Raw genomic sequence first — 14,971 nt, 5'->3', positions numbered from 1 at the left:
CATCCTTTCTCTCCCTCTAGTGGAGAGTCTTTTCTAAGAACCTTATGCCCTTAGTCTTAATAGATCATTTTTAATTTGACGCCAAAATAGTAACACAAAATCAAGCATTTCTCATGGTTTTAAGCTTTTCAACCCCAAAATTCGACCAAATATCATACAATAAAATCCTCCCGAAAATAACACCTCAAAAAGTCGCAATCTCTAAAAATAACGAATCGATCTGTTCAATTTACAATTATCTAAAATGGATGGTATCTAGCTATCTATCAGGCTTTTACACAATTGTTTAAGAGAAAACGGAGAATTCATACCCTTTAAGAGGGGAAAAAAGTTTAACCTTCTCTCTCAATCCCTAATCGATAAGATTATCTTCATAATATTTATACAATAACTTGACATAAAAATCGCTAACTTTTGCTACTTTTTTACACAAAAAAAGCGCCTCTTAATAAGAGACGCTGTTATCAATGGGTTACTTAATAGGTTATTAATGGGTCATTGAATAGGTAATACAATCGAGATTAAAGCATTGATTAAAACACTGATTAAAGCACGGCTAACCCCAACCTCATCTATTCATGCAACTCACAAATTTTTTATAACCTATTCACGGTTAAATTGTTTATGGCCAATATCAGTGCGGTAGAAAGTGTGCGGCACTTCTAATGCTTTCATATTACGATAAGCTTTCTCATAAGCACTCTTGAAATCATCTGCAATCGCCACATTGAGGAGAATACGACCTCCATCACTCAACAATACGCCATCTTCTTCACGAACACCGGCGTAAAAAATCAACTCATCTTCACCATTAAGATCGAGCTTCTTCAATGGATGTCCGGTATTAGGTTGCTCGGGATATCCCTCTGAAGCAAGCACAACGCCGATCGCATATTGCGGACGCCACTTCATTTCAGGGAGTGCTCTCTCTGTTAAGAGATTATAGATAATCTCAATAAGATCGCTCTCTAAAAGAGGAAGGATAATCTGCGCTTCAGGATCACCAAAACGCGCATTAAACTCAATCACTTTAAAGCCTTCTGCCGTTCGGAAGAGCCCACCATAGAGGAAACCGGTATAAGGCATTCCTTCACTGCTCAATCCATCAACAATCGGTTGCATAATTTTAGCAACCGCTTCTGAAACTTCTGGGCTATCGGCACCAAAGGTTGGCGCATAAGCACCCATTCCGCCGGTATTAGGGCCCTCATCATTATCATAAGCACGCTTATGATCTTGCGCCATCACCATAGGAATAACAACACCATTATGGACAAAGCACATCAATGAGAACTCTTCGCCCACTAACATCTCTTCAATTAAGATACAGCTTCCAGCTTCACCAAACTTATTGCCCTCGAGCATATCATCGATTGTTGTTAGAGCCTCTTCCATACTCTCTGGAATAACGACCCCTTTTCCTGCGGCTAAACCATCTGCTTTAATCACAATAGGTAAACCGATCTCACCAACATATGCTTTTGCCATTTCACTATCGGTAAAACTTTCTGAATGTGCTGTCGGCGCACCATATTTTACCATCATCTTTTTAGAGAAATCTTTACTACCCTCGATCTGTGCAGCGGCTTTATCGGGTCCCCAAACAAGGAGATTTCTCCGTTTAAATTCATCGGCAACGCCGGCAACAAGACTCGCTTCAGGCCCTATGATCGTTAAATCGATTTCCTCTTTTTCTGCAAAATCAGCAAGTGCGATAGGATCGGTCTCTGAAAGCGCAACTAATGTCGCATCCTCTTTCATGCCCGCATTTCCCGGCGCCACAAAGACTTCAGAAACTAATGGACTCTTTTTACTCTTCCACGCAAGCGCATGCTCACGGCCACCTTTACCTACAATTAATACTTTCATCTATAAACTTATCCTAAATGAATGCTAAATGAATCGATTGTTACGATGATCTAGGATCGCAAGAAGCGTTCTCGACTTGTGATCCTCCTCCCCAAATAATGTCGGAAAGTATAGCATAGATGCCTTGAGGTTAAAGGCAGAAACTAACGGAAAAATCCCCTAAAATCTTGAGAAAAAGCTGTATCATCGCTCTATTCGATATATAATTAAGATAATATTTATATCGCTGATGATTATTTAACAGTCATCAATTAACATTGTCATCAACATTCACACATTAAGAGAGAGTACGATTATGCGTCTACTAATTGCGATCTTTATCCCCTTTTTAGTCTTCTTTACGATTGGTCGTCCCTTAGCGGGCATCATCTGCCTAATATTACAAATCACCCTGATCGGCTGGATTCCTGCTGCACTTTGGGCGGTTTATGCATTATCGCAATATGATACTAATAAAAAAATTGAAGCAATCCGCAATAATCGTCCTTACTAATTATTCCTTACTCATTAGATTTAAATTGTTTTGAAAAACAGATAAGAAGCCATGCAAGAAGCGACTATTGAAATCTTTCGGTAGTCGCTTTTTTCTGATCCTCTTCCTCTTCTTCCTAATCTCGTATAACTATTTCACATAGCTATTTCATATACCTATTTCGCTTAATAATTTGACATTTTAATCACAACTGGGGTAGTACTATTAGAGGGTCATTTATAAACGATTTAACCATTTAACGATTTAACGATTTAATCGGTTAATAATTTAATTAATAGAGTAGTTGATTAATTGATATTAATAAAATTTGATGTTAATAGGATTAATAACCCAATCAAACTGAAAACAATAAAAATAAGCTAGACAACTAACTAGACAACCAAAAATAACTATTAAGAATAACCACTAAAAAAACACAACCCCCTAAAATAACAAATATAAAAACGATAAAAACAACAATACAAAAAACATAATAAAAATATAACAATAAGAAGAGAGAGAGATTACAGAGTAGATCGCGATATCCATAACCACTAGGAGGAATAGAATATGGATCAGATGATAGATCTACGGAAAGCACCCTTAACGAGGGATGATTATAATGCCATCGAATCGATGGAGAGTTTTAACCAATTTGTAAGACAGAAGAACCGTTTTCTCTTTACGATTACGGGCATCTTTCTCTTTGTCTATATTTTACTGCCTATCTTGGCTTTTCAACCGATACTACAGACACCGGTCATTGGCGCAATTACGGGCGTTTGGATCTATTCGGCACTACTCTTTTTGATGACTATTATTCTCTGCACGCTCTATATCAGAAGAGCAAATCACTTCGATAAGCTCTCAGCGCGCTTAATTGCAGAGTTTCAGGCAACAAGGGGAGGAGCATAAGATGAATATGGTATCTGTCTCATTCTTCTTGGCAATTGTCGGTTTAACTTTAGTCGTTACCTATTTTGCTGCCAAACGAACCTCCTCAGCGAGTGACTTCTATACCGCAGGTGGGGGGCTAAAGGGTTGGCAAAATGGCTTTGCAATTGCCGGCGACTATCTCTCCGCGGCAGCATTCTTAGGTGTTTCTGGTGCTATTGCCCTTACGGGATTTGATGGCTTTTTCTTCTCGATCGGTTATGTTGTCGCTAACCTTGTTCTGCTCTATCTGATAGCAGAACCGATGCGCAATTTAGGGAAATATACCCTCGCCGATATGTTAACCGCCCGTTTTAATGAGAAGCGTGTAAGAGGCGTTGCTGCATCTGGAACTATTGTGATCGTTATTCTCTATATGATTGCGCAATTAGTCGGTGCCGGCGCTTTGATCAAATTACTCTTTGGTATTGAATATTGGATTGCGGTCATGATTGTCGGAGTAATGATGACAAGCTATGTTCTCTTTGGTGGAATGACGGCTACCTCATGGGTACAGATTATTAAAGCTTTCCTCCTGCTCTTTGGAACAGGTCTCTTAGCGGCGATGGTCTTTATCAAGTTCGATTATTCTATCACCAATATGTTTGACACAATTGCCCAAGAACATGGGGAGAAATTTTTAGTGCCCGGCATTAAATATTCAAGCCCTATCGACTCTGTCTCCATGATGATGATGGCGCTTGTCTTAGGAACATCGGGTCTTCCCCATATTTTGATGCGCTTCTTTACTGTTAGAGATGCTAAAACAGCGAGAGCATCGATCTCTTGGACCACTTGGATCACCACCATTTTCTTCTCACTGACCATCTTCTTAGGATTGGGTGCCCTACAATTTGTAGGAATTGAGAATATTATGGCAGAAAATAAGGCTGGAAATACCGCCGCTCCACTACTTGCGCACTATTTAGGTGGCGATGTTTTAATGTCCTTTATTAGTGCCGTTGCCTTTGCCACTATTTTGGCAGTTGTTTCAGGCTTAGTCCTAACAGGTGCTTCGGCAATCTCACACGATATCTATGGAGAGATTATCAAAGGTGGAAAGTTGACCGTTAGACAGCAGGTTGTAGCAGCGCGTGCCGGCTCGATCAGTATTGCGATACTTTCGATCTTTCTTGCACTCTTTGCCCAAAATCTTAATGTCTCATTTCTTGTCTCCTTTGCATTCTGTATCGGCGCATCAGGAAATTTACCGGTCATTCTCTATACGATCTACTGGCGTAAATTTAACTCAACTGGAGTCATCGCGGCAATCTCAACAGGTGTTCTCTCCTGCTTAATCCTCGGAATGATGGGGCCTAATATCTGGTCAGAGACGCCAGGAGCTGCCATTTTTGTAGGCTCACCACTCGTTGATCTTGCTGTCCCTGCGATTATCACAATTCCTTTAGGCTTTATTGCCGGCTATGTAGGAACTCTTATCGGTGCGAAAAAATGTAATCAAGCAGAAGCAACCGCGATCTTCAATGAGATTCGTGTTAAAGCGAACACCGGCATTGCCGTCAATTAAAGATCGATACTCACTCTCAAGTAGTGATATTTTGCATAAAATAGAGCGTAAAGCGTAGAGCGCAAAATAGAGCACTAATAGGGCCTCAAGAGAGTATAAATGGAGTACAAATAGAATATAAATAGAGTGTAAATAGCGAGGGCTTAAGTTGATCTCAACAGGATTATTCAATCCTAGAGTCTTCTTAAGCTCTCTTGCATTTTAAGGCCTAATTTCCGCCCTGCTCTTCTGCTTCGATAATAGGAATTCGACGGACAAGCCGATCTAAAGAGGTATACCCCGAAGCTAAGCGACGAATATCTTTTCCATCGATCCAGAGAAAGGTAGGAAAAAGTGTCGCATCATGTGCTGCACACCAACTAAACTCCCTTAATGTCTCTTCCCGAATCTCATCTGATCCAAAAAGTTCGGCAAATTGTGTAAAGTCGATCTTCATCTGCTCACAGATAGATTGGTAGAAATCGACAACTTTAGGATCTTCCCCTCTGAGGTAAAACTTCTTCTGTAATTCATGGAGAAATTGCACTAAACTTCTACCATTATCTGCCGGCAATAGATGCTTCGCGACCACAATTGCTCGGCAACTAGGCGTCGTATCATAATCGAAATAATCGAGATCTAAGATCTTAAAATTAAAAGATTGCTCCGTTACTCTTGTAATTCTACTCCATACTTCTCTTAGATATTGCCGTTGCGCGGGGCTCCAACCTTCAGGACCTCCTGTACGCAGCCCCCCTACCATTATCTCAAACCCGATCTCTTTCTCATCACAATAGGATTGAAGACCTGCAACAATTTCTGAGATGCCGTAACACCAAGAGCACATCGGATCGCCGACATAGATAACATACGGCCCCTTCTCTTTCCATGAGATCGCACTCTCCTCTTGCTTCTGATGGAAAGTTGCTTCACACATCCCCTCTTTACAATTTAACATTCTCGCTCCTTATCACTTCTATCACTTCTATCACATCTACTCTTATTCGCTATTTATTAGCAGCGATCCTCTAATCGATAAACCTTGATTGAGTATAGCACCCTTTCATATCCCCCTAAAAATGGCGAGATTGAATCATTCTATTTAACAGTTACTATCCAGATAAACTGTTTTGTGTTATGTTCAAAGTATTAGGCTTTTTTTCGATTGATCTCCTATATTTAGGAGCTTCAAGCGCCTTATTACGCACACCTGCTTTAAGGTTATCATTATAAGTGCCTTAGCGGATGCTGAAAGGGTCGATAATGAATGAGTCAGATAACTGATAATTGATCACTGATCACTAATCACTAATCACTAATCACCAAGTAACTCAATATTAATGATCAATATTAGGCAACTGAATAGCTGAATAACTAACTGAATAATCAATCAACCCATTCAGTCAGTCACTTTAACCAGTAATTTTACTAATAAGTTCTGATGAGAAGTACTGATAAGAAGTGCTGATGAAAAGTTCTGGCTGAAAATATTAATAAAACGACTAACCAATAATCAGAAAAATGAGGATATTAATCTAATGAAAAGAAGAAAGATGTTACAACTGCTCTCTTTCGTATTACCACTTTCGATCGGGACATTGGCTTTTGCTGATCCGGCAGAAAAACCTAAACATGTAGCGATTACTGCTATTGTAGAGCATCCGGCACTCGATCAAGCACGTCAAGGGATTATTGATGAGCTGAAAGATGCAGGTTACGAAGAGGGGAAAAATCTTAAAATCCAATTCCAAAGTGCGCAAGGAAATAGCGCAACAGCAGCACAGATTGCTAAAAAATATGCCGGCGATAATCCTGATGTTGCCGTAGGCATTGGAACGCCGAGCGCACAAGCACTTCTTGCATCAACACGCACTGTTCCGATTGTCTATACCGCCGTAACCGATCCTGTAGCAGCAAATCTTGTCCGCAGCTGGGAAGCAACAGGTGGCAATGTTACCGGGGTTTCGGATCATCTTCCGCTCGAACCACAAGTAGAACTTATCAAAACCATTATTCCCGAGGTAAAAAGCATCGGCTTTGTCTATAGCCCCGGCGAGGTTAACTCTACAATTGTCTTAGAGCAGCTTCAGGAGATCTTAACGCCACAGGATATCCGCGTTGTTCCAGCACCTGCTCAACGGACAACAGATATCTCAACTGCGGTGAAGAGCCTTCAAGATCGTGTTGATGTTATCTATACAAGTACCGATAACAATGTTGTTTCTGCTTATGAATCGATGTACCAAGCAGCTGTACAGACCAAGATCCCACTTATTGCCTCCGACACCTCATCTGCTGAACGTGGTGCTGTAGCAGCATTAGGGGGTGATTACTATGGTATGGGTCGTCAAACAGGTAAGATGGTTGTGCGAATTTTAAATGGTGAAAAACCGGGAGATATTCCTTCTGAAAAACCACAAAATACGGAGCTCTATGTCAACTTAAAAGCCGCTAAGCAACAAGGGGTTACACTTCCACCTGAAGTGATCGATGCTGCGGTAAAAGTGATCGAATAGAGTGATCTCAACATGGATCTTCAGGTAGATCTAGATTGATCCATGTTATTGATCCATGTTATTGATCCTCGATCATTGAGCTCTGACTTTTAAGTTAGAGCTCAGTTTTAAATTTAGTTTTGAGTTGAGTTTTAAGCTTTATTTCAACCCATTTTTATACATTCACTAACTAGTTTATAAAAGAGATCCGCTCTGATCTTTAGCTGATCCCCATCGGATCTCTCTTTTCTTTCTTATATCGATCTTTTCAATATGGAGTTTTAATGTCGATTATCTCGCTTTTCGGCGCCTTGGAGGTGGGCTTAATCTACGGATTAGTTGCTCTTGGCGTTCTGATCTCATTTAGAATACTGAACTTTCCAGACCTAACGGCCGATGGTAGCTTTCCGCTTGGAGGCGCTGTTTGTGCCGTCTCAATTATTGCCGGAGTCAATCCTTGGCTTGCGACACTCTTTGGAACACTTGCCGGCGCTGCAGCTGGCTTTGTCACTGCCTGGTTACATGTCTCGCTTAAGATTATGCAGCTTTTAGCAAGTATCTTAGTGATGATTGCTCTCTACTCTGTTAACTTACGAATTATGGGGGCGCCCAATCTTCCATTGATCTGGGAACCTACCGTTATTACCCCTTTTATCAATGAGGATTATAGTAATCAATTCTGGGTAAAACCGCTGATTATTCTCCTTTTTGTTATTGCCGGGAAGCTATTGCTCGATCTCTTTTTTAGAAGCCGCACAGGTCTTGCGACAAGAGCAACCGGAGCTAATATTAAGATGTCTCAAGCACAAGGAATCAATACCAATTTAACGACCTATCTTGGGATGATGATCTCAAATGCTTTAATTGCACTTGGCGGATCACTCTATGTACAGACACAAGGAGGGGCTGATATCTCTATTGGTGTTGGGACTATTGTGATCGGTCTTGCTGCCGTTATTATTGGGGAAACCTTTATCACCTCTAAAAAGATGTTCTGGATCACCACTGCCGTTATCTTAGGGGCGCTACTCTATCGCCTCTTTATCGCACTTGCACTGCATAGTGAACCATTACAAAAAATTGGCGTCGGCGCACAAGATTTAAACTTTATCACCTCCACCCTGGTGGTTATTGCACTTGTATTGCCACAGATTAAAGGCAAATTTAAAAAACTGAGAGGAAGAAGATAGTTATGATGCGTTTAGAAAATGTTCAAGTGATCTTTAATGAGCATACGCCCTTAGAGAATATCGCCCTCAAGAAGATCAATCTCACCATCAATGAAGGGGAGTTTGTTACCGTTATCGGAACGAATGGTGCAGGAAAATCGACGCTCCTAAATGTCATTAGCGGTAATGCCCAGACAACTGCCGGCAGCGTCTTTATCAATGATGAAGATGTGACTAAACGATCAGTATCAGAGCGAGCTAGATTAGTGGCACGAGTCTTCCAAGATCCTATGACCGGCACTTGCGAAAGTTTAACAATCGAAGAGAATTTAGCACTCGCCTATGATCGTGGTGCTCCCTCATTTCGCCTCTCTCCTGCAATCAACCAAGAGCGTAGAGAGATCTTCCGGCAACATCTTTCTACCTTAAAATTAGGTCTTGAAGATCGCCTAGAAGATAGTATGGGACTTCTCTCCGGGGGACAAAGACAAGCAATTAGCCTCTTAATGGCCTCTTTACAGCCCTCGAAGATTCTCCTGCTCGATGAGCATACAGCCGCTCTCGATCCTAAGACGGCTGCTTTTGTCTTAAAGTTAACAGAAAAAATCGTCAGTAAAAATAGACTCACCACACTAATGGTAACCCACTCAATGCAACAAGCTCTCTCTCTTGGTAATCGCACAATTATGCTACATCAAGGGGAGATTGTGCTAGATGTCTCCGGCGAAATGCGCAAAGAGCTTACAATCTCTGATCTCCTCATGCTCTTTGAGCAGACAAGAGGTGATAAAGTGGAAGATGATGCTCTCTTATTAGGTTAGCGGGATCTGTATAAGACGAGCTTAATCACTAACGTATTTCACTAATGTATTCAACGAGAATTAATCTCTTCGAAAATAATACAAACAAAAGGCTCTGATAAAGAGCCTTTTTTAATATGTCACAATAAAGAGCGGATCAAACAACATACAAAAATGGCAGAGTGCAAGATTATCGATCTAAGATTTGCTTCTATTTTCGAATCTGCGCCTTATCTAACAACATCTCCGCCACGTTATGAGCATGATCACCGATACGTTCGAGATTTGAGAGAAGATCGGTATAGGTTAAGCCCGATTTTGGCGTACAATCTCCATGATTAAGGCGATGGATATGTTGCTTACGGAGATAACGTTCCATCTCATCGATCTGATCTTCTAATTCATAGACACGACGTGCTTTGGTCAAGTTCCCCTGCTCTAATGCCTCAATCGAGAGCGCTACTGAGTTGATCGTAAGCTCGAACATCTCATAGACCTCATTTTTGGCATCCTCACTTAAAACAATATTGCGTTCATTCATATAGTTGATCTGCTCAATAATATTTTCAGAATGATCACCAATCCGTTCAATATCACAGACTAAATTGAGAAGCGCTTGTAATTCATTGGAATCACCCGGTGAAATTGAATGGGGGAAGATTTTTACCAAATATTTTGTGATCTCCTCATCAAGCTGGTTGATATTCTTCTCTAACATATTGGCAAAGATCGCCTCGTCAGGATTATTGCTCTTTAAATAAGAGTATGCAGAACGGAGACCATCTAGGCTGAGATTACCCATATGAATCACCTCTTTTTTCGCCTGACCAATAGCAATTGAAGGAGATTTTTCAATCAATGTCTCATCAAGATAGAGCGCAACCTTCTCCTTTGGCTTCTCCCGCTCTGGTAAGAGCTTTGTAACTAGATAAGCCCAAACACCAATAAAGGGAAGTTGAATGAGGGTATTAACAATATTAAACGTTCCATGGGCAAATGCGATCTGCATTTTAGACTCTAAATGGAGTGTGCCGGTAATCCAGACAATAAAATGGGTAAAAAGACCTAAAAAGATCAGGAAGAGAATAGCACCAGAGACATTGAAGAGAACATGAATTGCAGCCGCCCGTTTTGCCACAATATTAGCACCAATCGCTGCTAACACTGCGGTGATCGTCGTTCCGATATTATCGCCAAAGAGAACCGGTAATGCCGCTTCTAGCGAGATTAAATTCTCAGCATATAATCCTTGTAAAATTCCGATAGTCGCACTTGAAGATTGTACAATTAAGGTAAAGATTGTTCCCACAAAGACACTTAAAATCGGGCTATGGCTCATCTCTAAGATAAGATCGGTAAAGAGTGGGAGATGGCGTAAGGGCGAGAGACCACTACTCATCAGATCAAGTCCAATAAAGAGCCCCCCAAAACCAAAGAAGATCTGCCCTAAATTTTGAATCTTTGCTGATTTAAAGAAGAAGAGCATCACAGCGCCACTTAGCAGAATCGGATAGGCATATTCCCCAATATCGATCCCAATAATAAAGGCAGTGACAGTTGTCCCAATATTAGCCCCCATAATGACCCCGATTGCTTGTCGTAGTGTCATCAGCCCGGCACTGACTAAGCCTACCGTAATCACTGTTGTTCCAGAGCTCGATTGGATCAATACCGTCACAAAGATACCGGCCAAGATTCCCATAAAAGGATTTGTTGTAAAACGGTCTAAAATGGAGCGAAGACGATTACCTGCTGACTTTTGTAATCCATCCCCCATATATTTAATCGAAAAAAGAAAGAGACCCAAACCACCTAAAAACTGGAAGATAACCTGCTGCCAATCCATGCACTACCTCGAATGAGTACAATATAAATATTGAGTATCAATAGAATAAAGGCTCTTATTTTAATCTATTCTGCATAAAAGTTTTTGACTAAATCTCATTTGAACAGATAATCAACACAGAAAGTGGCACAAAGATCAAAATTGGGGTGATTATATTAATCCCAATACATAAATGCCGGAGAACTTTCGTCCTCCGGCACTTCGACTTCCTCCAAACAGAATGATTTATCACTGATCGCTCTTAAAGCACCACACAATAAAATTACGACTTGAGATAAACAATCCTGCTTTTTGGCTTTTTTCTCCCTTTAATTGGGAGATCAACTCTCAATCTTACGACTGATTAGTGTTTAAAATGGCGTGTTCCTGTAAAGACCATTGCAATACCATATTGATTAGCAACATCGATTGAGTCTTGATCTTTAATTGAACCACCCGGTTGAATAACTGCTTTGATACCAGCTTTAGCTGCATTTTCTAGAGTATCAGGCATTGGGAAGAATGCATCTGATGCTAAAACATTCCCTTCTGCTTCTGAACCTGCTTGATCGAGAGCAATTTTGGCAGCGCCTACACGATTCATCTGGCCGGCACCTACACCTAATGTTTGACCTTCTTTAGCCACAACAATCGCGTTTGATTTCACATGTTTAACTACTTTCCAAGCAAAGAGTAGAGCATCCATCTCTTCTTGAGTTGGCTGACGCTCTGTAACCACGGTAAATACTTCGGGATCGATCTCTGCTCTATCAAGTGTCTGCACTAAAAGACCGCCATTAACCGCTGTGGTTGTTAAGGTCTCTTTCATACGCTCTTCTTGCGGATTATTCTCTAAAAGACGAATATTTTTCTTCGCCATTAAGATCTCTTTCGCCTCTTCTGTAAAGCTTGGCGCAATAATGATCTCAAGGAAGATTTCACTCATCTTTTCTGCTGTCTTCGCATCAACTTCTCTATTAGTTGCGATAATGCCACCAAAGATCGAGGTTGGATCTGCTTCATACGCTTTTGTCCAAGCTTCAAAGAGATCTTTGCCTAGACCAACGCCGCAAGGATTCATATGCTTAACCGCAACAACAACCGGCTCTTTAAATTCGAGCATAATATTCACAGCGGCATTTGCATCTTGAATATTGTTATACGAGAGCTCTTTACCATGAATCTGTTTTGCATGAGCAAGCGAGTTATTTTGTGGAAGTGGAGTTCTATAGAAGGCCGCTTCTTGATGTGGATTCTCCCCATAACGAAGACCTTGCTGCTTCTCATAGGTCAATGTTAACTTCTCTGGGAATTGATCACCGATCTCATTGGCAAAGTATTGTGCAATCAAAGCATCATAAGCTGCAGTTGTTTGATAAACCTTAAGTGCTAACTTCTGACGGGTTGCAAAAGTGGTATCACCATTTGCTTTTAGCTCTTCCAAAACCACTGCATAATCTGCCGGATCGGTAATCACTGTTACAGATTCATGATTTTTTGCCGCACTACGGAGCATTGAAGGGCCACCGATATCGATATTTTCAATCGCATCATTATATTGAACACCTGGTTTGCTGATTGTCTCTTTAAAAGGATAGAGATTAACAACAACCATGTCGATATACTCAATGCCATTATCGGTCATTGCTTTGGTATGTGTCTCATTACCACGGACGGAGAGTAATCCACCATGAACCATCGGGTGCAATGTCTTCACACGACCATCCATAATCTCTGGGAAGCCGGTAATATCAGAGATATCTTTAACCGCAATGCCGGCATCGCTAATCGTTTTCTTGGTTCCCCCGGTGGAGATAAGCTCAAAACCTAAATTTACGAGCTCTGCTGCAAATTCGGTAATTCCTGTTTTATCACTGACACTTAAAAGTGCGCGTCGTTTAGTCATGATTAGATCTATCCTTTCTAAAATAACAACGATGAAATGATCGCAATACTTCTGAATACTACGGTTTAAATAGGATGTTGATCCTCAATTGAGTCCACAATAGACCATAGAGAATCGAACAATTAAATAGGCTTAAGTGCCTTAATAGGCTTCAGAAGTAGCGCGGAAAATAATAAATAGTAAATAATAAGTAGTAAGTAGTAAGTAGTAAGTAGTAAGTAACAAATATTAAAAAATAACGGTTAAAGCGTAACTGGCAATCATAGATAACAGATTAAATAGTCGCTAGAGCAGACTGAATAATAGGTTAATGAAACTGCTAATAACACCGCTAATGAAGCCAGCTAAGAGATGAATACTTAACGTTTATTGAGTGTTAGGATAAACCTTATAAGCATCTCTTATAAAGAGCCTCAATCAGCGGTAAAAAGCGTTGCTAATGTCTTCGGATAGAGTTGATGCTCAACATGATGAACCATCTGCATCACTTCCTCCTCACTCTCTCTGCCGGTAAGGTTAATCGACTCTTGCGCAATCAATTTTCCTGTATCCATGCCGGCATCTACATAATGAATCGAGACCCCAATCACTTTTTCGCCGGCGGCTAATGCCTGCTGAACGGCATCTTTCCCCTTATAAGCGGGGAGCAAAGAGGGATGAATATTGATAATGCGATCAGCATAAGCATCGAGGAGAGTTTCACCTAAAAGTCTCATATATCCGGCAAGAACAATCCATTCGACTTGATGTTTCTGCAATGCTTCTACAATCATCGCCTCATATTCAGCCTTAGAAGCATAATCTTTTCCAGAAAAGAGAAGCGTCGGAATTCCCTTTACTTTTGCCTTTTCAAGAACTTTTGCAGAACGACGATCACACACCAACAGCTCAACAGATGCGGGGAGTTCACCCCGCTCAATTGCAGCCACTAATGCATCAAAATTTGAGCCTGTGCCAGAGGCAAAAATGGCGATCTTTTTCATCTATACAATCTCTACTTCACCAGATTCAGTAATTTCACCAATAACCGATGCTTCAGGTAGTAATGAGAGTGTGGCATCAACCGCACTTGGATCAACCACAATCATATAACCGATTCCCATATTAAAGACGGTGAACATCTCTTTATCCGAGATTCCCGCTTCTTTCTGCAAAAATGGGAAGATAGCTGGTTGCTGCCAGGATTTATGATCAAATTTTGCCCCTAAATTACCGGAGAGCATTCGTGGTACATTTTCATAAAAGCCACCGCCGGTGATATGAGCCATCGCATTGACCTTAACTGACTTTAACAAGGTAAGAATCGGCTTTACATAGATCTTGGTAGGGGTTAAAAGCACCTCTCCGAGCGGTTTATCAAATCCTTCATAGGTTGTATGAAAGTCGAGCCCTTTCTCCTTAATAATATGGCGAACTAATGAGAAACCATTACTATGGACACCACTTGAAGGAAGGCCGATAATCTTATCACCTACTTTCACATTAGCTTTTGTAATGCGCTCATCTTTCTCCACAACACCTACTGCAAAACCGGCAATATCATATTCACCATCTTGATAGAAGCCTGGCATCTCCGCAGTCTCTCCCCCTAAAAGGGCGGCGCCTGAGAGCTTAGATCCTTCAGCAACTCCTTTTACAATCGCTTCGATCTGGGCAGGATTATTCTTACCACATGCAATGTAATCTAAGAAGAAGAGCGGCTCTGCCCCTTGCGTTAAGATATCATTCACACACATTGCTACAGCATCGATACCGATGGTGTCATGAATATCCATTTCAAAAGCTAACTTCAACTTTGTCCCCACGCCATCAGTGCCGGAGACCAAAACGGGCTTTTTATAATTGAGTTCTGAGAGATCGAATGAACCACCAAAATCACCAAAGATATCCATCGCCCCAATACGCATTGTACTGGCAACATGCTTTTTAATTCGCTCAACTGACTCATAGCCAGCTTCTAGGTTTACACCCGCTTCTCTATATGCATCACTCATG

12 protein-coding genes are annotated in these 14,971 nt (G+C 41.0%); 6 read left to right on the top strand and 6 right to left on the bottom strand.

Annotation, left to right across the window (positions count from 1 at the left end; all coding sequences use genetic code 11):
* Nucleotides 1–603: 603 nt before the first annotated feature.
* A complete protein-coding gene (purD, locus tag DC077_RS01315) occupies nt 604–1,869 on the bottom strand; it encodes a phosphoribosylamine--glycine ligase (RefSeq protein ID WP_109217803.1) in 1,266 nt (421 codons plus the stop codon).
* 295 nt (nt 1,870–2,164) lie between these two features.
* On the opposite strand from purD, the gene DC077_RS01310 reads away from it, so the two are divergent.
* From DC077_RS01310 to DC077_RS01300, 3 genes are all read left to right on the top strand, one after another.
* Nucleotides 2,165–2,362 (top strand): YqaE/Pmp3 family membrane protein, encoded by a 198-nt coding sequence (locus DC077_RS01310; RefSeq protein WP_109217802.1) that lies wholly within the window; start codon nt 2,165–2,167, stop codon nt 2,360–2,362.
* A 549-nt stretch (nt 2,363–2,911) separates the two neighbouring features.
* Nucleotides 2,912–3,256 carry a DUF485 domain-containing protein gene (locus DC077_RS01305; protein WP_239990211.1) on the top strand — a complete coding sequence of 115 codons (345 nt, stop codon included), beginning with the start codon at nt 2,912–2,914 and terminating at the stop codon, nt 3,254–3,256.
* Nucleotide 3,257: 1 nt separating this feature from the next.
* A complete protein-coding gene (locus DC077_RS01300) occupies nt 3,258–4,802 on the top strand; it encodes a solute symporter family protein (RefSeq protein WP_109217801.1) in 1,545 nt (514 codons plus the stop codon).
* Between the two features lie 208 nt (nt 4,803–5,010).
* Here the strand turns inward: DC077_RS01300 and DC077_RS01295 are convergent, their stop codons facing one another.
* Complete coding sequence (locus DC077_RS01295; protein ID WP_109217800.1) at nt 5,011–5,739, bottom strand: DsbA family protein; 729 nt, start codon at nt 5,737–5,739, stop codon at nt 5,011–5,013.
* Between the two features lie 580 nt (nt 5,740–6,319).
* On the opposite strand from DC077_RS01295, the gene DC077_RS01290 reads away from it, so the two are divergent.
* The 3 genes from DC077_RS01290 (at nt 6,320) to DC077_RS01280 (ending at nt 9,266) form a co-directional block, all read left to right on the top strand.
* Entirely contained in the window at nt 6,320–7,297 is a 978-nt protein-coding gene (locus tag DC077_RS01290; RefSeq protein WP_164488749.1) for an ABC transporter substrate-binding protein, read from the top strand.
* 263 nt (nt 7,298–7,560) lie between these two features.
* Nucleotides 7,561–8,466 carry an ABC transporter permease gene (locus DC077_RS01285; protein ID WP_109201507.1) on the top strand — a complete coding sequence of 302 codons (906 nt, stop codon included), beginning with the start codon at nt 7,561–7,563 and terminating at the stop codon, nt 8,464–8,466.
* A 2-nt stretch (nt 8,467–8,468) separates the two neighbouring features.
* The gene (locus DC077_RS01280; RefSeq protein ID WP_109217798.1) at nt 8,469–9,266 is read left to right on the top strand and encodes an ABC transporter ATP-binding protein; all 798 of its coding nucleotides are present in this window, start codon (nt 8,469–8,471) and stop codon (nt 9,264–9,266) included.
* A 190-nt stretch (nt 9,267–9,456) separates the two neighbouring features.
* Here the strand turns inward: DC077_RS01280 and DC077_RS01275 are convergent, their stop codons facing one another.
* From DC077_RS01275 to purM, 4 genes are all read right to left on the bottom strand, one after another.
* Complete coding sequence (locus DC077_RS01275) at nt 9,457–11,091, bottom strand: Na/Pi cotransporter family protein (RefSeq protein WP_109217797.1); 1,635 nt, start codon at nt 11,089–11,091, stop codon at nt 9,457–9,459.
* Nucleotides 11,092–11,434: 343 nt separating this feature from the next.
* On the bottom strand, nt 11,435–12,976 hold the full coding sequence (gene purH / locus DC077_RS01270) for a bifunctional phosphoribosylaminoimidazolecarboxamide formyltransferase/IMP cyclohydrolase (RefSeq protein ID WP_109217796.1): 1,542 nt from the start codon (nt 12,974–12,976) through the stop codon (nt 11,435–11,437).
* A 413-nt stretch (nt 12,977–13,389) separates the two neighbouring features.
* Nucleotides 13,390–13,959, bottom strand: coding sequence for a phosphoribosylglycinamide formyltransferase (gene purN, locus DC077_RS01265; protein WP_109217795.1), 570 nt, complete (start codon nt 13,957–13,959; stop codon nt 13,390–13,392).
* Nucleotides 13,960–14,970, bottom strand: coding sequence for a phosphoribosylformylglycinamidine cyclo-ligase (gene purM / locus DC077_RS01260; RefSeq protein WP_109217794.1), 1,011 nt, complete (start codon nt 14,968–14,970; stop codon nt 13,960–13,962).
* Between the last annotated feature and the right edge of the window lies 1 nt (nt 14,971).

The organism is Ignatzschineria cameli (assembly GCF_003121895.1).
GTDB classification, from domain to species: Bacteria; Pseudomonadota; Gammaproteobacteria; order Cardiobacteriales; family Wohlfahrtiimonadaceae; genus Ignatzschineria; species Ignatzschineria cameli.
The sequence above is the reverse complement of the archived record's forward strand: the minus strand, read 5'-3'. Positions and strand labels throughout refer to the sequence as shown.

What these genes read in the sequence shown, in the direction of transcription:
- purD (WP_109217803.1), bottom strand. Translation starts at nt 1,869, where the DNA reads ATGAAAGTATTAATTGTAGGTAAAGGTGGCCGTGAGCATGCGCTTGCG.
- DC077_RS01285 (WP_109201507.1), top strand. Translation starts at nt 7,561, where the DNA reads ATGTCGATTATCTCGCTTTTCGGCGCCTTGGAGGTGGGCTTAATCTAC.
- DC077_RS01310 (WP_109217802.1), top strand. Translation starts at nt 2,165, where the DNA reads ATGCGTCTACTAATTGCGATCTTTATCCCCTTTTTAGTCTTCTTTACG.
- purM (WP_109217794.1), bottom strand. Translation starts at nt 14,970, where the DNA reads ATGAGTGATGCATATAGAGAAGCGGGTGTAAACCTAGAAGCTGGCTAT.
- DC077_RS01275 (WP_109217797.1), bottom strand. Translation starts at nt 11,091, where the DNA reads ATGGATTGGCAGCAGGTTATCTTCCAGTTTTTAGGTGGTTTGGGTCTC.
- purN (WP_109217795.1), bottom strand. Translation starts at nt 13,959, where the DNA reads ATGAAAAAGATCGCCATTTTTGCCTCTGGCACAGGCTCAAATTTTGAT.
- DC077_RS01300 (WP_109217801.1), top strand. Translation starts at nt 3,258, where the DNA reads ATGAATATGGTATCTGTCTCATTCTTCTTGGCAATTGTCGGTTTAACT.
- DC077_RS01305 (WP_239990211.1), top strand. Translation starts at nt 2,912, where the DNA reads ATGGATCAGATGATAGATCTACGGAAAGCACCCTTAACGAGGGATGAT.
- DC077_RS01290 (WP_164488749.1), top strand. Translation starts at nt 6,320, where the DNA reads ATGAAAAGAAGAAAGATGTTACAACTGCTCTCTTTCGTATTACCACTT.
- DC077_RS01280 (WP_109217798.1), top strand. Translation starts at nt 8,469, where the DNA reads ATGATGCGTTTAGAAAATGTTCAAGTGATCTTTAATGAGCATACGCCC.
- DC077_RS01295 (WP_109217800.1), bottom strand. Translation starts at nt 5,739, where the DNA reads ATGTTAAATTGTAAAGAGGGGATGTGTGAAGCAACTTTCCATCAGAAG.
- purH (WP_109217796.1), bottom strand. Translation starts at nt 12,976, where the DNA reads ATGACTAAACGACGCGCACTTTTAAGTGTCAGTGATAAAACAGGAATT.